The 20,924-nt window shown below is 61.6% G+C and carries 9 protein-coding genes; 3 read left to right on the top strand and 6 right to left on the bottom strand.

Annotated features, from left to right (window positions below; genetic code table 11):
* Nucleotides 1–133: 133 nt before the first annotated feature.
* The 3 genes from AC1D19_RS05005 to speB are packed head-to-tail and all read right to left on the bottom strand — an operon-like array spanning nucleotide 134 to nucleotide 3,083.
* The gene (locus AC1D19_RS05005; RefSeq protein WP_477755385.1) at nucleotides 134–1,645 is read right to left on the bottom strand and encodes a purine-cytosine permease family protein; all 1,512 of its coding nucleotides are present in this window, start codon (nucleotides 1,643–1,645) and stop codon (nucleotides 134–136) included.
* 55 nt (nucleotides 1,646–1,700) lie between these two features.
* The gene (locus AC1D19_RS05000) at nucleotides 1,701–2,123 is read right to left on the bottom strand and encodes a YybH family protein (RefSeq protein WP_477755384.1); all 423 of its coding nucleotides are present in this window, start codon (nucleotides 2,121–2,123) and stop codon (nucleotides 1,701–1,703) included.
* A 9-nt stretch (nucleotides 2,124–2,132) separates the two neighbouring features.
* Nucleotides 2,133–3,083, bottom strand: coding sequence for an agmatinase (speB, locus tag AC1D19_RS04995; protein ID WP_477762564.1), 951 nt, complete (start codon nucleotides 3,081–3,083; stop codon nucleotides 2,133–2,135).
* 234 nt (nucleotides 3,084–3,317) lie between these two features.
* Between speB and AC1D19_RS04990 the strand changes: the two genes are divergently transcribed.
* Complete coding sequence (locus tag AC1D19_RS04990; RefSeq protein WP_007972518.1) at nucleotides 3,318–4,211, top strand: LysR family transcriptional regulator; 894 nt, start codon at nucleotides 3,318–3,320, stop codon at nucleotides 4,209–4,211.
* A gap of 4 nt (nucleotides 4,212–4,215) precedes the next feature.
* Entirely contained in the window at nucleotides 4,216–4,812 is a 597-nt protein-coding gene (locus AC1D19_RS04985; protein WP_477762563.1) for a tRNA-uridine aminocarboxypropyltransferase, read from the top strand.
* Between the two features lie 149 nt (nucleotides 4,813–4,961).
* Here AC1D19_RS04985 and AC1D19_RS04980 read toward each other — a convergent pair whose 3' ends face one another.
* The 3 genes from AC1D19_RS04980 to AC1D19_RS04970 form a co-directional block, all read right to left on the bottom strand.
* Nucleotides 4,962–6,317 carry an HlyD family type I secretion periplasmic adaptor subunit gene (locus tag AC1D19_RS04980; protein ID WP_477762562.1) on the bottom strand — a complete coding sequence of 452 codons (1,356 nt, stop codon included), beginning with the start codon at nucleotides 6,315–6,317 and terminating at the stop codon, nucleotides 4,962–4,964.
* Between the two features lie 9 nt (nucleotides 6,318–6,326).
* Nucleotides 6,327–8,486, bottom strand: coding sequence for a type I secretion system permease/ATPase (locus tag AC1D19_RS04975; RefSeq protein WP_477762561.1), 2,160 nt, complete (start codon nucleotides 8,484–8,486; stop codon nucleotides 6,327–6,329).
* A gap of 137 nt (nucleotides 8,487–8,623) precedes the next feature.
* Entirely contained in the window at nucleotides 8,624–9,982 is a 1,359-nt protein-coding gene (locus AC1D19_RS04970; RefSeq protein WP_477755379.1) for a TolC family outer membrane protein, read from the bottom strand.
* Nucleotides 9,983–10,570: 588 nt separating this feature from the next.
* Here AC1D19_RS04970 and AC1D19_RS04965 point away from each other — a divergent pair.
* Nucleotides 10,571–20,758, top strand: coding sequence for a retention module-containing protein (locus AC1D19_RS04965; protein ID WP_477762560.1), 10,188 nt, complete (start codon nucleotides 10,571–10,573; stop codon nucleotides 20,756–20,758).
* The last annotated feature ends 166 nt before the right edge of the window (nucleotides 20,759–20,924 follow it).

Raw genomic sequence — 20,924 nt, 5'->3', positions numbered from 1 at the left:
TGTCTTTTTTATGTGAGGCTGAAATCAATCCTGTGGGAGCGAGCCTGCTCGCGAATCAGGCGCCACGGTTTTTCAGGCAAACCGCGTCATCGTTCTTCGCGAGCAGGCTCGCTCCCACAGGTAGTGCGTTTAATCAGGCGGCTTGACGCAGCGCCGGTTTAGCGAGCGAATCCGTGCTCTTGCTGCGAAGGTCGTTCGGGCCGAACACTTCGCGTGGTTCCGGGAACAGGCTCAGCAACGCCAGGTACACCACCGAGGCCAGGCCCAGGGTCACTGGCAGGCTGATGTCGATACCACCGGCCATTTCGCCCAGTGGCCCGACGAACTGACCCGGCAGGTTGACGAAGCACAGGCCGACGGCCGCGCTCGGGATCCAGGCGCCCAGGCCACGCCAGTTCCAGCCGTGGGTGAACCAGTAGCGGCCACCTTTCTCGCCGCGGGTGAACACTTGCAGGTCATCCGGGCAGTAGAAGCCGCGACGCACCAGCAGGCCGATGATCATGATCACCATCCACGGGGTGGTGCAGGTGATGATCAGCACGGCGAAGGTCGACACGCTCTGCACCAGGTTGGCCGCGAAGCGCCCGATGAAGATGAAGGCAATCGACATCACACCGATCAGCAGCGTGGCCTTGACCCGCGACAGCACCCGTGGGAATACGCTGGACATGTCCAGGCCGGTGCCATAGAGCGAAGTGGTGCCGGTGGACATGCCGCCGATCACCGCAATCAGGCACACCGGCAGGAAGAACCAGCTCGGCGATACCGCCAGCAGGCCGCCGACATAGTTGTTGGCCGCGATGTAGTCCGGTGCCTTGATCGCTACGATGGTGGCGGTGGTCAGGCCGAACAGGAACGGGATGAACGTCGCGATCTGCGAAATCACCACCGCCGCCATGATCCGGCGCTTGGAAGTGTCACGCGGAATGTAGCGCGACCAGTCGCCGAGGAACGCACCGAAGGAAATCGGATTGCTCATGGCCACCAGTGCAGCACCGATGAAGGCAGCCCAGAAACCGGGTTGGCCCATGTTGACGGTGCCGGCGTAGTTCACATCGAAGGGACCGGCGAAGGCGAAGATGCCCAGCAGGAACAGCAGGCTGGCACTCCACACCGCGATCTTGTTGACCCACAGCAGGAAGCGGAAGCCATAGATGCACACGGTCAGTACCAGGATCGCGAACAGACCGTAGGCCAGGCCCAGGGTCAGGTCGGTTTCCGGCAGGCCGATCAGGCGTTTGGCGCCACCGATCAGCGCATCACCCGAACTCCACACCGAGAGCGAGAAGAAGGCGATGGCGGTCAACAGCGACAGGAACGAGCCGACGATCCGCCCGTGCACGCCGAAGTGCGCACCGGAGGACACGGCGTTGTTCGTGCCGTTGATCGGGCCGAACAGGCCCATTGGCGCGAGGATCAGCGAACCCAGCAATACGCCCAGCACAATCGCCCAGACGCCCGCCTGGAACGACAGGCCGAACAGTACCGGGAAGCTGCCGAGAACGGCGGTGGCAAAGGTGTTGGAACCACCGAAGATCATCCGGAACAAGTCCGTCGGGCCTGCGGTGCGTTCGTTGTCCGGGATCTGTTCGACCCCGTGGGTTTCAATTTGCGTAAGGCTTTGGTCTTTGTTGTTGTTATTCATGATCAGCTCCGATCATAAAGGCGCGCTCATCGTGCGTGAGCGTCACCTGTGTTGGCTAAGGGGGTGGCAGCCCTTCCGGCATCGCGGACAAATGTTCGTGGCAGGCCAGCCATAGGCCTTGTTGTTCTTGGCCAGACGCTTGTTTCTTGAAAACAATCGTCTCGCGCTCCTGGCTAAAGTGCTGCTCCCCTTGCATGCGCAACTCGGTGGCTACGTCATGGATGAAAATCGCCACGTCACCCTGCAGGCTGACGAAAGCGTTGCTTGAGGTGCACGAGAGCACCTCGAAGCCATCCTCGCAGCGCCAGCCGTCCCACATCGCCTGATAGGCGTCGCGTGACAGCAGGGGCTGTTCGAGGGTGTAGAAGACGAAGCTGGCATCGGTGCTGAACGCACCGAAGTAGGCTTCGCGATCGTTACGGGCAAAAGCGGACACCAGATCGGCGGCGGCTTTCAAAACCTGATCACGTTCGTTCATGAACCATCCTCAGCGATGGACTACGCCAGGCAGTATGCAGAGCATTTCGTACAGCAGGTTGGCGGCCAGCAGCGAGGTGTTGCCGGTGGTGTCGTAAGCGGGCGAGACTTCTACCAGATCGCAACCGACCAGGTCGAGGCCTTGGCAGCCACGAACGATCTCGATCGCCTGAATGGTCGTCAGGCCGCCGATTTCCGGGGTGCCGGTACCAGGTGCCCAGGCCGGGTCGATGCCGTCGATGTCGAAGCTCAGGTACACCGGGCCGCCGCCGACTTTCTCGCGGACTTCAGCCATCAAAGGCTCCAGCGATTTGTGCCAGCACTCTTCGGCCTGAACCACGCGGAAGCCCTGGTTGCGGCTCCAGTTGAAGTCATCAGCGGTGTAGCCCTGGGCGCGCAGGCCGATCTGCACGACACGGTCCGGGTCCAGCAGGCCTTCTTCAACGGCGCGACGGAAGGTGGTGCCGTGGGCGATTTTCTCGCCGAACATGTGATCGTTCACATCGGCGTGGGCGTCGATGTGCACCAGGCCGACCTTGCCGTGCTTCTTATGGATGGCACGCAGGATCGGCAGGGTGATGGTGTGGTCGCCGCCCAGGGTCAGGGGGATCACGTTGTGTTCGAGGATGTCGTCGTAGGCTTCTTCGATGATGCGTACGGCGTCCAGCAGGTTGAAGGTGTTGATCGCCACGTCGCCGATGTCGGCAACCGACAGCGAGTCGAACGGCGCAGCACCGGTGGCCATGTTGTAAGGACGGATCATCACCGATTCGGCGCGGATATCGCGAGGCCCGAAACGGGTGCCAGGGCGCAGGGAGGTACCGATGTCCAGCGGCACGCCTACGAAGGCAGCGTCCAGGCCGGCAGCAGTTTGCAAGTGGGGGAGTCGCATCATGGTGGCGATGCCGCCGAAGCGCGGCATTTCGTTGCCGCCCAGTGGTTGGTGAAGAATCTTGTCCACGGGTAAGGCCTCATCGTCGTTGTTTTATTTATTGGGTTGCGCCGTTCACGGGAGTACGGGCGAACTTTGTGGCGCCGATTCTGCGAAATGTAGTGGCCGGGAAGAATCGCTACGGGCAAATACTTAGTTCAGATTTTTCTAAACTAATGTGCGCGAGGTCGATAGACTTCACCGCAACACGAAAGCTGCAGATAAACCTGTAGGAGCTGCCGCGACCCAGAGTTTGGAGTACCCATGGCCAACGCTTTACCCGACCTGAAACTATTGCGCATCTTCGTCAGCGTGGTGCGCCATCAGGGGTTCGCCAACGCCCAGCAGGAGCTCAATCTCTCGACGTCGGCCATCAGCACCTACATGAGCCAGCTCGAAGCAGCCCTCGGCCTGGTGTTGTGCCATCGCGGCCGTGGCGGTTTCAGCCTGACCAGCAAGGGCGAGTTGTTCCATCAGGAAACCCTGCGTCTGTTGGGCGAACTCGAAGGCTTCGAGCAGTACGCCGCCGCCCTCAAGGGCGAGTTGCGCGGTACCTTGAACCTCGGGGTAATCGATTCCACCGTCAGCGACAAGGCCCTGCCGTTCGCCGAAGCCATCGGCGCCTACAGCCAGGAACACCCGGCCGTGCACTTGCACCTGTCGGTGATGAGCCCTTACGAATTGCAACTCGGGGTGCAGGACAACCGTCTCGACCTGGCCATCGGCGCGTTTTCCACGCGCATGAGCGGTCTGGTGTACATGCCGCTGTACCGTGAACAACACTGGTTGTATTGCAGCACGCGGCATCCGCTGTTCAACGAGCGGCGCATTCCCGAGCAAGTGATCACCCAGCAGCGCATGGTCGGTCGTGGCTACTGGAGCCAGGCCGAACTGGCGCGCCACGGTTTCAAGCACAGCGCCGCGACGGTAGAAAGTATGGAGGCCCAGTTGATTCTGGTGCTGTCCGGCGCCTACATCGGCTACCTGCCGGAGCACTACGCCCAGGCCTGGGCCGACAAGGGTGACCTGCGGGTGTTGCTGCCGGCGACCTTCGGTTATCAGGCGCCGTTCTCGATGATCGTGCGTCGGGGCCGTAGCCGCGAGCCGCTGATCCAGACGTTCCGCGACTTGCTTAAAGCCCAACTGAATCAGGCCTGAGAAGATGTCCAGAATCCAGTGCCCGCGCTGCCTGCGCCCGCAAAGCCACTGCCTGTGCCCATTGATCCCGAGCCTCGACAGCCGCACCCGGGTGTTGCTGTTGCAGCATCCGAGCGAAGTGAACCATGCGCTGAATACCGCGCGGCTGGCGGCGTTGGGTCTGAACAATGCCGAGCTGATCGTGGGGGAAGTGTTCGAGGACTTGCCGACGTTGTTGAACCGGCCGGGGTATCAGGCGCGGCTGTTGTTTCCCGGTGACGATGCGCAGCCAATGCAAGCTTATGCCGCGACAGACGAACCGTTGTTGCTGGTTGTCCCGGACGGCACCTGGCGCAAGGTGCGCAAGTTGCTGCACCTCAATCCGCTGCTGGCGGCGTTGCCGAGGGTGATGCTGGCAGAGGGCGGTGTGTCGCGCTATCGCCTGCGCAAGGCGCCGGGGCCGGGGGCGTTGTCGACGGTGGAGGCGATTGTGCAGGCGCTGGAAACCCTCGAAGCGCCGGCGACGTTTGCGCCGTTGCTGAAACCATTCGAAGCGTTGATCGAGGGGCAGATTGCGGCGATGGGGGAGGAGGTTTTTCAGCGTAATCATGGGTCGAAGTAGTTGTTGGTTGTGCGGGACCCATCGCGAGCAGGCTCGCTCCCACATTGGTTCTTCGGCGAACACAATTTTTGTAACCACCGAAAATCCCCTGTGGGAGCGAGCCTGCTCGCGATGGCGGTTGAACAATCACAGAAGATCTTGAATGGTGACTACCGCTCCCGCATCGCCTCGGTCCGCGCTTTCAGCACCGGTTTAAGCAGGTAATCGAGCACCGTTTTGTCCCCGGTAATAATGTCCACCGTCGCCACCATCCCCGGGATGATCAGCAGTGGTTTGGCGTCCCCGCCCAAATGGTTTTTATCGGTGCGCACCTGAATCAGATAGAAGCTGTTGCCCTTGTCGTCGGTGATGGTGTCGGCGCCGATCAACTCCAGTTTGGCGCTCAGGCCGCCGTAAATGGTGTAGTCGTAGGCACTGAACTTGACCATGGCTTTCTGGCCCGGATGCAGGAATGCAACGTCCTGCGGGCGGACCTTGGCTTCGATCAGCAGGTTGTCTTCCAGCGGCACGATTTCCACCATGTCGCTGCCGGGCTGGACCACGCCGCCGATGGTGTTGACCTTCAACACCTTGATGATGCCGTGAACCGGGGAGACCACGGTGGTACGGGTCACGCGGTCGTCGATGGCGATGCTCGATGCGGTGATTTTCGACAGGTCGGTGCGTTTCTCATTCAGTTCTTTGGCAGCTTCCGAGCGGAAGGTTTGTTCCGACTCGTCGATCTTGCTTTTGATCTCGTTGATCGCCGATTCCGCCCGGGGAATCGCCAGGGTGGTGGCGTTCAACGAGCCACGTATTTCCACGGCGCTGCGTTTGAGGCGCAGGATTTCCACCGGTGACACCGCGCCAGTGCCTACCAGCGGCGTGGACATGTTCATTTCCTGTTGCAGCAGCGCCAGGCTGGAGCTGAACTGCCCCTGTTTCGAGCGGAACTCTGCCAGCTCCTGGGTTTTTTGCCGAAGTTGCTCGGTCAGGGTGCGCTGTTCGCTGGCCAGTCGGCGTTGCCGCTGCTCGTACAGCGAGCGCTCGTCTTCTGCCACTTGCGGAGCCTTGGCGATCACTTCTTCTGACAATTTGAACGGCCGGCCTTCGGCTTCGGCCGAAAGCCGTTCGACCTGCGCGGTCAAGGCATAGCGATCGGCTTCGCTTTCGCCCTTGTTCGACAGATAGCGCGTGTCATCCAGGCGCAGCAAAGTGTCGCCCTTGTTCACCATTTGCCCTTCACGGACGAAAATTTCAGTGACGATGCCGCCCTCCAGGTTCTGGATCACCTGGACTTTGCTCGACGGAATCGCCTTGCCTTCGCCCATGGTCACTTCCTGCAACACGGCGAATCTGGCCCAGACCAGTGCGCTGACCACCAGCGCGGCGGCCAGCCACACAGTGATGCGCGACCAGCGCGGTGAGTCCTGCAACGAGGCGCCGGCGGTTTCCGGCATGAACTCGGTTTCGGCACTTTTGTTGAAACTGTCGAAGTAGCCGCGAGATCCTCGATGGGCAGACATGGACGACTCCTAGACAGCGGCAGAGCCGACACGGCCCTTGCGCAGTGCATCGATGACCGCTTCTTTCGGACCGTCGGCGACGATCCGTCCGTTGTCCAGCACCACCAACCGGTCCACCAGGCTCAGCATCGAAGTGCGGTGGGTCACCAGCAGGAGAGTTTTGCCCTGGACCCAGCCGTGAAGTTTTTGCCGCAGGACGTCTTCGCTGCTGTTGTCCATGGCGCTGGTGGGCTCGTCGAGCAGCATGATGGGCGGGTCGAGCAACATGGACCGGGCCATCAATACGGCCTGGCGCTGGCCGCCGGACAGCAGTTGCCCGCGTTCGCCCACGGGCCGGTCGAAGCCTTGCGGGTGTTGCCGGGCCAGTTCGGTGACGCCGGTCATTTCCGCCACTTCGAGCATGCGTGAGTCACTGATGTAGCGCGCGCCGAGGGTCAGGTTGTCGCGCAGGCTGCCGGCCAGCAGCGGCAGGTCGTGCGCGACGTAACCGATTTGATGGCGCAGATCGGCGACGTCCAGTTGCCGCAGGTCCAGGCCATCGAGCAGCAACTGGCCTTCATCCGGTTCGTAGAAGCCCATCACCAGTCGCGCCAGGGTGCTTTTGCCTGAGCCACTGCGGCCGATAATGCCGATGCGCTCCCCGGGTTTCACGCTGAAGCTGATATTGGCCAGGGCGGGAGCACTCTGGCCGTTGTAGTGGAAGGTCACGCCGACAACATCCAGCGCGCCTTGCAGTTGGGTGCGCTCCAGTGGCCGTTGTCTGGCATCGCGCTCCTGAGGCAGGCCCATCAGCGCATCGGTGCTTTTCATGGTCAGTTGCGCTTGCTGGTAGCGGGTGATCAGGCCGGCGATCTGTCCCAGCGGCGCCAGCACCCGGCTGCCGAGCATGTAGCTGGCCACCAGGGCACCGACGCTGAGGTTGCCGGCGATGATGCTGTAGACCCCGGCGACGATGGTCGCCATGCCGGACAGTTGCTGGATGAACAGCGTGCCGTTGGTGGCCAGGGCCGAGAGGTTGCGCGCATGGCTGTCGAGGCGGGTGAGGGCGCCGTGGGTGCTTTCCCATTTGTGCTGGCGCTCGCTTTCGGCGCTGCAGGCCTTGAGGGTTTCCAGGCCGCTGAGGGTTTCGATCAGCAGTGCCTGGCGTTCGGCGCCGAGGCTGAGGCTTTTCTGTACGGTGTCGCGCAGGCGTACCTGGATCACCATGGCGAAGATGATGGTGATGGGAAACGCCAGTATCGGGATCATCACCAGCCAGCCACCGAGCAGGCCGATCACCAGCAGCATCAGCAGGCAGAAGGGCAGGTCGATCAGGCTGGTGAGGGTCACGGCGGTGAGAAACTCCCGCAGGCCCTGGAAGTCATGAATGCTTTGGGCGAAACCACCGATGGTCGCCGGTCGCGCTTTCATCGCCATGCCGGTGATGCGCTCGAACAGGGTGGCCGACAGGATCACGTCGGTTTTCTTGCCGGCGGTATCCAGCAAGTGCGCGCGCACGACCCGCAGCACCAGTTCGAAAACGGTGCCGATCAGCAGACCGATCGCCAGCACCCACAAAGTCGAAGTGGCCTGGTTCGGCACCACGCGGTCGTAGGTCTGCATCACGAACAGCGGCACCATCAGGCCCAGCAGGTTGATCAGGAAGCTCGCCAGGATCGCATCGCTGTACAGCCATTTCGACAGCTTCAGCGTATCGCGAAACCAGGCCTGGACCCGAGGCACCAGCGGCGAGCGCAAGTCTTCGAGTTCGTGGCGTGGGCGGGCAAACAACGCCTGGCCACTGTAGTGTTCGGCCAGCTCCTCGGGGCTGAGCCATTGTTCGCCGCCGTCGGCTTCGCTGGGCAGGATCAGCACCTTGCCGTCCTCGCTATAACGACGCAGGACGGCCGTGCGGCCGTTGTTGAGCAACAGCAGCACAGGCAGGTTGAGCGCGGAGATGTCTTTGAGGTCGCGGCGCAGCAAGCGCGCCTGCAAACCGGCCCGGGCCGCTGCACGGGGCAACAGGTCCAGACTCAGGCGTTGGTGTGCCATGGGCAGCCCGGCACTCAGGCTGGCGCGGCTGACCGCCGCGCCGTGGAGTTTGCAGAGGATCAGCAGACCGTCCAGAAGCGGGTCATCGAAGCTCAGGCGCGGATCGACACCGGTATTGCCGGGTTCCATGCTGGTCATTGAACCCTCCCGTTGCTCTACGGCAATTGACAGATATCTGCATATCTCACTGTAGGAGCTGCCGCAGGCTGCGATCTTTTGACTTTGCTTTTGAGCAATCAAGATCAAAAGATCGCAGCCTGCGGCAGCTCCTACAGTTATTTCATTTCAGGCAGACGCGCTTCGTTTTTCACTTCGGTCTGGGCGATCGCATCGGCGGGCAGTACGACCCGTTGTTTGCTCAACAACTGGCCCATGTTCGCCAGGACTCGGTACATCGAAAACTCTTCGGTGTAGCGCACTTCGGTGTAGCGACGGTTGGCGTTGTAGAGTTCGTTTTCACTGTCGAGCAGGTCCAGCAGGGTCCGTTGACCGAGGCCGAACTGATCCTGGTAGGCGATGCGTACGCGTTTGCTGGTGTCGGCGTATTCACGGGCGGTCGGGGTTTGTTTCTTGGCATTGACCATGGCGTTCCAGGCCAGGTGAATGTTCTCGTTGAGCTGGCGCAGGGCATTGTTACGAATGTCCATGGCCTGGTTGATCTTGTGCGAGTCGGAGGCCAGGCGCGCCTTGTCGCTGCCACCGCGGAACAGGTTGTAGTTCATTAATACACCGACCCGCCATTCATTGTCGTGACCTACATCACCCTGCACGTTGTTGTTCGCGCCCACGGCGGCCTCGGCGTCGAAGCGTGGGTAGAACGGCGACTTGGCGACCTCGTACTGGCTTTCGGCCGATTGCACGTCGGCCTGGGCGGATTTCAGGTAAGGGTTGTTTTCCACCATGCTCTGCTGGGCTTCGGGCAGGGAAGTGGGGACTTCGCCGCGAATCGACGGCGGGGTTTCGAGCTCATCGGGCATGCGCCCCACAACGGCGTAGAAGTTCGACTCGGCGTCAGCCAGATCGACTTCGGCGGTGTCGAGGTTGTTTTCTGCCAGTGCCCGGCGAGCCGAGGACTGGTCGGCATCGGCGTTGCTGCCCACGCCGCGCTGGGTGCGCAGGCCGATCTGGTCGTTGACCCGCAAGTGCGCTTGCAGGTTGTTCTTGGCCAGTGTCACCAGTTCGCGGCGCTTGAGCACTTCGAGGTAAACCTCGGTGGTGCGCAGGGCCAGGTCCTGAGCCGTACCTTGAGCGTAATAGGCTCGCGAGTTGACCACGCCCTGGGTGCGCCCGACTTCATTGGCAGTGTTGAATCCGTCGAAGAGCATTTGCCGCAGACGCAATTCCGACTGGGTGTAGTTGAGGGTTTCGGTGTGGTGATTGCCGAACGCCCGGGTATTGGTGTTATCGCTGTACCCGCGTCCGTAGGCGGCGTTCAGATCAACCGATGGATAAAACCCCCCTTTGGCGACCTTCACATCCTCATCAGCCGACAGACGGCTGTCCACCCGCGATGCCAGCTCCGGGTGGGTCGCGATGGTGCTCTGGATTGCGTCGGTCAGCGTCATGGCCTGGGCCTGGGACGAGCAGGCCATGGCCAAGAGAACCGCGCTGCAGAGGGGGGTTAATAGGCGCATGGTGCATCTCCCTGATTCCTGATGGTGCTTATCAGTTGCCAATTATTTGACGATATTTGTAGGTAAAGTTGTTTCACATCTTTAACAAAAGAGCTAAGAACATTCTGGAGCGTAGCTAAGAAATTTTTTTCATAACGGGTATGCCAAAAAAAACTTATGCGCCCTGCAAAATCCAGCACATTGTTCAATTCGAAAGCCCTTGTTTTATGGGCTCTAGGGCGCTCATCGGGGTTTGAGGAAAGTTCCAATCCACTTATCGACATAGAGCGGAGAAGTGCTGGAAGGGAGGGATGCGAGCGATCTGGTGGCGACGGTTTTTTGTCACTTGACTGATTCGAGATTGTTACGCATCGCTCACAGGCAACGTTGTTGCGCACAGGGATCCGATGCCATTGATTGCAGAGGGCTTTCCCTAAAATCGTAAACAGCGCCGTGAGCGACTGGCTGGGCGAGATCGTTGCCGGGGCCGCGGCTTACTCAAGTAAACCGGCACCCGCAACACGATTCGCCAGACAACCCGCTTGAGCCATGCGCACGTTCTTCGCACAAACAAGCTGCCGACAGCGGTTGGCAGCGGAGGAAGTGCACATGGCTACGCTCATCGGTATCGTCAGTAAGGTCATCGGCCAGGTGTTCGCGGTTGCGAGCGACGGCACCCGGCGTGCTTTGGTCGAGGGGGACCGGCTGTTTGCCGGCGACCAACTGAGCACCGGCGCAGAAGGCGCGGTGGCGGTGCATCTGCAAAATGGCCAGGAACTGACCCTCGGGCGCGGCAGCAGCATGCAGATGACGCCGCAGTTGCTCGCCAATCAGATTCCCCATGTGGACTCGTCTGAGGCGGTGACGCCGAGCGAAGCGCAGCTGACGGATGTCGCACAGCTGCAAAAAGCCATTACGGCTGGCGATGACCCGACCCAAACCGCTGAAGCCACCGCTGCCGGGCCTGCCACGACTACCGGTGTACCGGGCGGAGTCCAGGGCAGTGGTCATGGTTTCGTCCTGCTCGAAGAAGTGGGCGGGCGAGTCGATCCGATCATCGGCTTCCCCACTGCCGGTTTCAATGGAATTCCTGAACTTCCCGAAGAACGCCTGAACGCCAATCCAGACAATAACGTCGTAGCGGACGATGCTCCTGTGGTGCCGCCGGTGGTTGCGCAAGTGCCGAACAATCCGGTCACCTTCGACGGCCTGTCGGAGCAGAACGGCGAGCGGACCGTCAATGAAGCCAACCTGGCCGACGGTTCGGCGAGGAACGCAGACTCGCTGACGCGAAGCGGCACCTTTACCATCAATGCGCCAGACGGGCTGACCAGCCTTAGCATCGGCGCGATCAACTTGATCATCGGCGGCGTCGCGGCAGGTTTCCCGCAGTCGATCACCTCCCCGCTGGGCAGCACGCTGACCGTCACCAGTTACAACCCGGCCACGGGCGTGGTCAGTTACAGCTACACCCTCAACCGTGCCGAATCCCACGCAAGCGGCGAGGGTGCCAATAGTCTTGTCGAACACGTCACCGTGGTGGCCAGCGACAGCAATGGCGACAGCATTACCGGTACGCTGGATATCAGCATCATCGACGACGTGCCCAAAGCAGTCGATGACAATAATGGCACCGCCTCGGAAACCCTGCTGACCCTCAACGGCAACGTGTTGACCAACGACGTGCAAGGCGCCGACCGCGTGACGCTCGGAGAAAACACCGGCCCCATCACTCCCGGGACCTTCGCCGGGACTTACGGCACCCTGGTGCTCAACGCCAACGGCACTTACACCTACACGCTGAACACCAGCGATGCCGACTTCATAGCCCTGCACGGCGGTGGCAGTGCGACGGAGACCTTCAGCTACACCCTCACCGATGCGGACGGCGACAGCAGCACCGCCAACCTGGTGCTGCAGATCCACAACAACGATGATTCGGTGACGGTTGGCGGTTTGAACGTTGGGGGCGGCGAACTCACCGTCTTCGAGAAAAACCTCAGCGACGGCAGCGCACCGGATGCCACGGTGTTGACCCAGAACGGCACCTTTACGGTCACCGCCCTCGACGGCGTAACGACCCTGATCGTCGGCGGTATCGCCGTGGTCACCGGCGGTGTGGCCGCCGGCTTTCCACAATCTATCACCACGCCACTGGGCAGCACCCTGACCATCACCGGGTTCAATGCCGCGACCGGGGTGATCAGCTACAGCTACACCCTCAACGATAACGAAGCCCACCCAACCGCCAATGGCGCCAACACTTTGCCTGAGCAGTTCGCCGTGACCGTGGTCGACGACAACGGCACCACTGCGACCGGCAGCCTCGACGTGAACATCGTCGACGACCTGCCCAATGGCGTGGACGATAGCAACGCCAGTACCGCCTCGGAAACCCTGCTGACCCTCAACGGCAACGTGTTGACCAACGACGTGCAAGGTGCTGACCGGGTAGCGGTCGGAGAAAATGCCGGCCCCATCACCCCCGGCACTTTCACCGGCACCTACGGCACTTTGGTACTGAATGCCAACGGCACCTACACCTACACCCTCAACACCAGCGATGCCGACTTCAAGGCGTTGCACGGCGGTGGCAATGGCACCGAAACCTTCACCTATACGCTGACGGACGCCGACGGTGACAGCAGCACCGCCAACCTGGTGCTGCAGATCCACAACAACGATGACCCGATCACGATTGGCGGTTTGAGCGCTCAGGGTGGTGAGCTCACCGTCTTCGAGAAAAACCTCAGCGACGGCAGCGCACCGGATGCCACCGCACTGACCCAGAGCGGCACCTTCACCGTGGTCGCCCTCGATGGTGTCACGAGCCTGAGCGTGGGCGGTATCGCCGTGGTCAGCGGTGGTGTGGCCGCCGGCTTGCCGCAATCGATCACCACGCCACTGGGCAGCACCCTGACCATCACCGGGTTCAATGCCGCGACCGGGGTGATCAGCTACAGCTACACACTCAACGATAACGAAGCCCACCCAACCGCCAATGGCGCCAACACTTTGCCTGAGCAGTTCGCCGTGACCGTGGTCGACGACAACGGCACCACTGCGACCGGCAGCCTCGACGTGAACATCGTCGACGACCTGCCCAATGGCGTGGACGACAGCAATGCTTCAACGGCTTCGGAAACCCTGCTGACCCTCAACGGCAACGTGATGACCAACGACGTGCAAGGCGCCGACCGGGTAACGGTGGGTGAAAACGCCGGACCGATCACCCCCGGCACCTTCGCCGGGACTTACGGCACCCTGGTGCTGAATGCCAACGGCACTTACACCTACACCCTCAACACCAGCGATGCCGACTTCAAGGCCTTGCACGGTGGCGGCAGTGCGACGGAGAGCTTCACCTATACGTTGATGGACGCCGACGGCGACATCAGCACCGCCAATCTGGTACTGCAGATCCACAACAACGATGATCCGGTGGTCCTCAACGGCCTCAACGTGTATGGCGGTGAGCTGACGGTTTACGAAAAAAACCTCGGCGACGGCAGCAGCCCGGACGCACCGGCTCTGACCCAGAGCGGCACCTTCACCGTGACCGCGCTGGACGGCGTCACGAGCCTGGCCGTCGGCGGTATTGCCGTGGTCACCGGCGGTGTGGCCGCCGGCTTCCCGCAGTCGATCACCACACCACTGGGCAGCACCCTGACCATCACCGGGTTCAACGCCGCGACCGGTGTCGTGAGCTACAGCTACACCCTGAATGACAACGAAGCGCACCCGACGGCCAACGGCGCCAACACCCTGCCTGAGCAGTTCGCCGTGACCGTGGTCGACGACAACGGCACCACCACGACCGATTCACTGGACGTCAACATCGTCGACGACCTGCCAAAAGCCGTGTACGACAGCAATGCTTCAACGGCCTCGGAAACCCTGCTGACCCTCAATGGCAACGTGCTGAGTAACGACGTGCAAGGCGCCGACCGGGTAACCGTGGGTGAAAACGCCGGCCCGATCACCCCCGGCACCTTCACCGGCACCTACGGCACCCTGGTACTCAATGCCAACGGCACTTACACCTACACCCTCAACACCAGCGATGCCGACTTCAAGGCGTTGCACGGCGGCGGCAACGGCACCGAAACCTTCACCTACACCCTCACCGACTCTGACGGCGACAGCAGCACGGCCAACCTGGTGCTGAACGTCTACAACAACGACGATCCGGTGGTCCTCAACGGCCTCAACGTGTATGGCGGTGAGCTGACGGTTTATGAAAAAAATCTCGGCGATGGCAGCAGCCCCAACACGTCGGCACTGACCCAGAGCGGGACTTTCACGGTGGCCGCGCTCGATGGCCTGCAAACCCTGACCGTCGGCGGCATTGCCGTGGTCAGCGGTGGTGTGGCCGCGGGCTTCCCGCAATCGACCACCACACCACTGGGCAGCACGCTGACCATCACCGGGTTCAATGCCGCGACCGGAGTGATCAGCTACAGCTACACCCTCAACGATAACGAACCCCACCCAACCGCCGACGGCGCCAACAGCCTCACCGAGAACTTCAACGTCGTAGCCACCGATACCGATGGCGACAGTGCGACCGGGCAGATCAACGTCAATATCGTCGACGACCTGCCAAAAGCCGTGTACGACAGCAATGCTTCAACGGCCTCGGAAACCCTGCTGACCCTCAACGGCAACGTGTTGATCAACGACGTGCAAGGCGCCGATCGGGTAGCGCTCGGAGAAAACGCCGGCCCCATCACCCCCGGCACTTTCACCGGCACCTACGGCACCCTGGTGCTGAATGCCAACGGCACCTACACCTACACCCTCAACACCAGCGATGCGGATTTCATAGCCCTGCATGGCGGTGGCAACGGCACCGAAACCTTCAGCTACACCCTCACCGATGCAGACGGCGACAGCAGCACGGCGAACCTGGTGCTGCAGATCCACAACAACGATGACTCGATCACGATTGGCGGTTTGAATGTTGAGGGTGGCGAACTCACTGTATTCGAGAAAAATCTCAGCGACGGCAGCAGCCCAGACGCACCAGCCTTGACCCAGAACGGCACCTTTACCGTCACCGCGCTGGACGGCGTCACGACCCTGACCGTCGGTGGTATCGCCGTGGTCACCGGTGGCGTGGCCGCCGCCTTCCCGCAATCGATCACCACCCCGCTGGGCAGCACCCTGACCATCACCGGGTTCAATGCCGCCACTGGCGTGATCAGCTACAGCTACACCCTCAACGATAACGAAGCGCACCCGACTGGCAACGACGCCAACACCCTGCCTGAGCAGTTCGCCGTAACCGTGGTCGACAACAACGGCACCACCGCGACCGATTCACTGGACGTCAACATCGTCGACGACCTGCCAAAAGCCGTGTACGACAGCAACGCCAGTACCGCTTCGGAAACCCTGCTGACCCTCAACGGCAACGTGCTGAGCAACGACGTGCAAGGCGCTGACCGGGTAGTGGTCGGAGAAAACGCCGGCCCGATCACCCCCGGTACGTTCACCGGTACCTACGGCACCCTGGTACTCAACGCCAATGGCACTTACACCTACACCCTCAACACCAGCGATGCCGATTTCAAAGCCTTGCATGGCGGCGGCGACGGCAGCGAAACTTTCACCTACACCATCACCGACTCCGACGGCGACAGCACCACCGCCAACCTGGTGCTCAACGTCTACAACAACGATAATCCGGTGACCCTCAACGGCCTCAACGTGTATGGCGGTGAGCTGACGGTTTATGAAAAAAATCTCGGCGACGGCAGCAGCCCGGACGTACCAGCCCTGACCCAGAACGGCACCTTCACCGTCACCGCCCTGGACGGCGTCACGAGCCTGACCGTCGGCGGTATCGCCGTGGTCACCGGTGGTGTGGCCACCGGCTTCCCGCAGTCGATCAGCACACCACTGGGCAGCACCCTGACCATCACCGGGTTCAATGCGGCGACCGGTGTCGTGAGCTACAGCTACACCCTCAATGATAACGAAGCGCACCCGACGGCCAACGGCGCCAACACCCTGCCTGAGCAGTTCGCCGTGACCGTGGTCGACGACAACGGCACCACCGCGACCGGTTCGCTGGACGTGAACATTGTCGACGACCTGCCAAAAGGCGCGTACGACAGCAATGCTTCAACGGCTTCGGAAACCCTGCTGACCCTCAACGGCAACGTGCTGAGCAACGACGTGCAAGGCGCCGACCGGGTGACGCTCGGAGAAAACGCCGGACCGATCACTCCCGGCACTTTCACCGGCACCTACGGCACCCTCGTGCTGAATGCCAACGGCACTTACACCTACACCCTCAACACCAGCGATGCGGATTTCAAAGCCCTGCATGGCGGCGGCGACGGCAGCGAAACTTTCACCTACACCATCACCGACTCCGACGGCGACAGCACCACCGCCAACCTGGTGCTCAACGTCTACAACAACGACAATCCGGTGACCCTCAACGGCCTCAACGTGTATGGCGGCGAGCTGACGGTTTACGAAAAAAACCTCAGCGACGGCAGCAGCCCCAACACGTCGGCCCTGACCCAAAGTGGCACCTTCACCGTCACCGCACTCGATGGCGTGACAACCCTGACTGTCGGCGGCATTGCCGTGGTCACCGGTGGCGTGGTCGCCGGCTTCCCGCAATCGATCAGCACCCCGCTGGGCAGCACCCTGACCATCACCGGGTTCAACGCCGCCACTGGCGTGGTCAGCTACAGCTACACCCTGGTGGATAACGAAGCGCACCCAACCGCCAACGGCGCCAACACTTTGCCTGAGCAGTTCGCCGTCACCGTGGTCGATGACAACGGCACCACTGCTACCGGCAGCCTCGACGTGAGCATCGTCGACGACCTGCCCAATGGCGTGTACGACAGCAATGCTTCAACGGCCTCGGAAACCCTGCTGACCCTCAACGGCAACGTGCTGACCAATGACGTGCAAGGCGCTGACCGGGTAACCGTGGGCGAAAACGCCGGCCCGATCACCCCTGGCACCTTCACCGGTACCTACGGCACCCTGGTACTCAACGCCAACGGCACTTACACCTACACCCTCAACACCAGCGATGCCGACTTCAAGGCGTTGCACGGCGGCGGCAACGGCAGCGAAACCTTCACCTATACCCTCACCGATGCGGACGGCGACAGCAGCACCGCCAACCTGGTGCTCAACGTCTACAACAAAGACGACCAGGTGACCCTCAACGGCCTCGACGTGAATGGCGGCGAGCTGACGGTCTACGAGAAAAACCTCAGCGACGGCAGCAGCCCCAACACCTCGGCACTGTCCCAGAGCGGGACCTTCACGGTGACCGCGCTCGATGGCCTGCAAACCCTGACCGTCGGCAGCATCACTGTCGTCAGCGGTGGTGTGGTCGCAGGCTTCCCGCTGACGGCCGTCACGCCACTGGGCAGCACGCTGACCATCACCGGCTTCAACTCTGCGACCGGGTTGATCAGCTACAGCTACACCCTCAACGACAACGAAGCCCATCCAACGGCCAACGGCGCCAACAGCCTCACCGAGAACTTCAACGTCGTCGCTACCGATACCGATGGCGACCCGGCGACCGGGCAGATCAACGTCAACATCATCGATGACTTGCCGAGCGCCCAACCTGACTCGTCGTCGGTGACGGAGGGCGCAACGGTCAACATCAGTGTGCTGGGCAACGACGTCAGCGGTGCCGATGGTCCGGCGACGGTGGTCGGCGTGCGCGCCGGTAGCAATACCTCGACGTCGGCCATTGGCGGGTTGGGTAACCAGATCAATGGCACCTATGGCTACCTGACCCTCGATGCCAACGGCAACGCGGTGTATCACAGCAACCAGAACTCGGTCGGCGATGCGGGGGCCACCGATACGTTCACCTATACCGTGCGTGATTCCGATGGCGATGAGAGCACCACCACCATCACCATCGACGTGGCCAACAGCATCATCAAGGCCAACCCCGATAGCGACGTGACGGTCTACGAAAAAGCCCTCGACCTGAACCAGGATGGCCAGGACCTGGCCGCCGCTACGGTCACCGGCAGCGACCCGGGCAACACGGGCGAAACCGCGTCCGGGACCCTGGTCGGTTCGGTCTCGGGTGGCAGCGGCGCGCTCACCTACATCCTGGTCGGCAGCGCCACCGGCACCTACGGGCAGATCCTGCTCAACCCCAACGGCAGCTACACCTACACCCTCACCTCGGCGCCGAAAACCTCGCCGAATGCCAACGACGGGCCGAACAGCCTGAGTGAAAGCTTCACCTACAAAGCCACCGATGCATTGGGCAACAGCAGCACCAGCACCATCGTGGTCAACATTGTCGATGACGTGCCCAAAGCGGTGGCAACGGATCGCTCGGTGGCGGCGGTGGAGATCGATTCCAACCTGCTGATCGTGCTCGACGTCTCCGGCAGCATGGCCGACCCTTCCGGCGTGTCGGGCCTGTCGCGGCTGGATCTGGCCAAGCAGGCCATCAGTGCCTTGCTGGATAAATACGACGACCTCGGCGATGTGAAAGTGCAGCTTGTCACCTTCAGCAGCAGCGCCACCGACATGACCTCGGTGTGGGTCGATGTCGCGACCGCCAAGACACTGCTGGGCGGCCTCAGCGCGAACGGCAATACCAACTACGACGCGGCCGTGCTGACCATGCAGACCGCCTTCAACACCTCGGGCAAACTGACCGGTGCGCAAAACGTCGGCTACTTCTTCTCCGACGGCAAGCCCACCACCGGCCAGGAAATCGGCACTGCCGACGAGACTGCGCTGAAGGCCTTCCTCGATGCCAACGACATCAAGAACTACGCGATCGGCCTGGGCAGTGGCGTCAGCAACGCCAACCTCAATCCACTGGCCTACGACGGCAGCAGCCACACCGACACCGATGCAGTGGTGGTGACCGATCTCAACCAGCTCAACTCGGTGCTGTCTGGCACCGTGATCGGCGCACCGGTCACCGGTTCGCTGCTGGGCGAGGGCGGTACCTTCGGCGCCGATGGCGGCTTCATCAAAACCGTCACGGTGGACGGCACCACGTACAGCTACGATCCGAGCGGCAACAGCAATCAGGGTTCGCTGAACTTCAGTGGCGGGCTCAACCACGGCACGTTCAACACCGTGGACAACACGTTGAGCATTGCCACCAACAACAGCGGTACCTTGCAGATCAATCTCGACACCGGTGAATACGCCTACATTTCGCAGAAAACCACGTCGGTGTTGATCACCGAAAACATCGCATTCACCGCCAGCGACAACGACGGCGACCTCGCCAGCGCCACCCTGACGATCAAAGTCATACCGAACGCACCGCCAGTGGCCGCCGATGATAACGTCATCACCAACGTGCTCTCGGGCACCGTCGTGGTGCCGGGCGAACTATTGCTGGCCAACGACACCGATCCCAACGGCGATCAACTCTCGGCGACACCGACCTCCTTCAACACCGGCTGGATAGTGAAGGGCGCGGACTTCACCGGCACCGGCGCGATCAACTTCGCCGACACCAACAACAACCCCGCCAACCAGAGTCTGGCCGACGTGCGCAATGCCTTTGCGGCCAACGCGGCAACCATGACGGCGCTGCTGGTGATCAGTGGCTATCTCGACAAAGCGAACAGCTCCAATGGCAACAATGAAGACCTCATCACGGTCAATCTGAAACAAGGCGAGACGCTCAACCTCGATCACAACCTGGCAACCGGGCACGTCACGATGGAGTATTCGCTCAACGGTGGGGCGTTCGTCAGCATCGTCGATGGCGGCACCATCACTGCAAGCGCGGATGGCACTTACCAGATCCACATGACCAACATCACCGACCCCGGTAACGGCAATACGAATGCGGCGGAAAACTATCAGCTGACCATGACCGTCAACTACGCCGGGGCTCACGACATCACCCCGGACTACCACGGCACCTACACCGCCAACGACAACCACGGCGGCAGCGACTCGGCCAACCTGACCATCAGCTATCAGGACGGCCACACCCTCACCGGCACCAGCGGGGATGACGTACTGGTGGCAGGCACGGGCAACAACATCATCAATGCCGGCGACGGCAACGATGTGCTCACTGCCGGCTCCGGCAACAACGAGCTGCATGGCGGCGCCGGCAATGATCTGCTCTTCAGCGGTTCGGGCAATGACATCCTCGATGGCGGTACGGGCATCGACACGGCCAGTTACTCCCACGCCAGCGCCGGAGTGACGGTCGACCTCAGCCTGCTCGCTGCGCAAAACACCCTTGGCGCGGGCACGGACACCCTGACCGGTATCGAAAACCTCACCGGGTCGAACTTCAACGACACCCTGACCGGTGACAACAACGGCAACGTGATCAACGGCGGCCTGGGCCACGACATCCTCAACGGCGGGGGCGGCGATGACTGGCTGATCGGCGGCCTGGGCAACAATACCCTGACCGGCGGAACGGGGGCCGATGCCTTCCAGTGGCTCAAGGGCAACAGTGGCCATGACGTGATCACCGACTTCACCCCCGGCACCGACAAGCTCGACCTGTCGCAACTGCTGCAAGGGGAGAACGGCACCGCCGCTTCGCTGGATGACTACCTGCACTTCACCGTCACCGGCAGCGGGCCGTCGACGGTGACCAGCATCGACGTCAGCGCCATGGCCGGTGCCGCGCCGAACCAGACCATCGACCTGGCTGGCGTCAACCTCGCCAGCCACTACGGTGTAACGCCGGGGGCGGGTGGAGTGATCGCGGGCGGGCATGACACGGCGACCATCATCAACGGCATGCTCAACGATCATTCGTTGAAGGTGGATACCGTGTGATCTGAAAACCCACTAAAGAACCCGCCATCCCTGCGAAGGGATGGCGGGTTCTTTGTCTGTGCCAGAAGTGAAAGTCCGACCAATGGTAGAAAGAACTGTAATTTCTGACAGTAGCCAGTCCTTCTTCGCTGCCTTTAAATCAAGTCTCGCCCCATGAGTAAACAGG

The organism is Pseudomonas sp. P1_C12, from assembly GCF_056406435.1.
Note: the sequence above shows the minus strand (reverse complement) of the source record. Positions and strands in the feature narration are given on the sequence as shown.

Coding starts and splice junctions, on each gene's coding strand:
- AC1D19_RS05005 (WP_477755385.1), bottom strand. CDS start 1,645: ATGAATAACAACAACAAAGACCAAAGCCTTACGCAAATTGAAACCCAC.
- AC1D19_RS04980 (WP_477762562.1), bottom strand. CDS start 6,317: ATGTCTGCCCATCGAGGATCTCGCGGCTACTTCGACAGTTTCAACAAA.
- AC1D19_RS04985 (WP_477762563.1), top strand. CDS start 4,216: ATGTCCAGAATCCAGTGCCCGCGCTGCCTGCGCCCGCAAAGCCACTGC.
- AC1D19_RS04990 (WP_007972518.1), top strand. CDS start 3,318: ATGGCCAACGCTTTACCCGACCTGAAACTATTGCGCATCTTCGTCAGC.
- AC1D19_RS04965 (WP_477762560.1), top strand. CDS start 10,571: ATGGCTACGCTCATCGGTATCGTCAGTAAGGTCATCGGCCAGGTGTTC.
- AC1D19_RS05000 (WP_477755384.1), bottom strand. CDS start 2,123: ATGAACGAACGTGATCAGGTTTTGAAAGCCGCCGCCGATCTGGTGTCC.
- AC1D19_RS04970 (WP_477755379.1), bottom strand. CDS start 9,982: ATGCGCCTATTAACCCCCCTCTGCAGCGCGGTTCTCTTGGCCATGGCC.
- AC1D19_RS04975 (WP_477762561.1), bottom strand. CDS start 8,486: ATGACCAGCATGGAACCCGGCAATACCGGTGTCGATCCGCGCCTGAGC.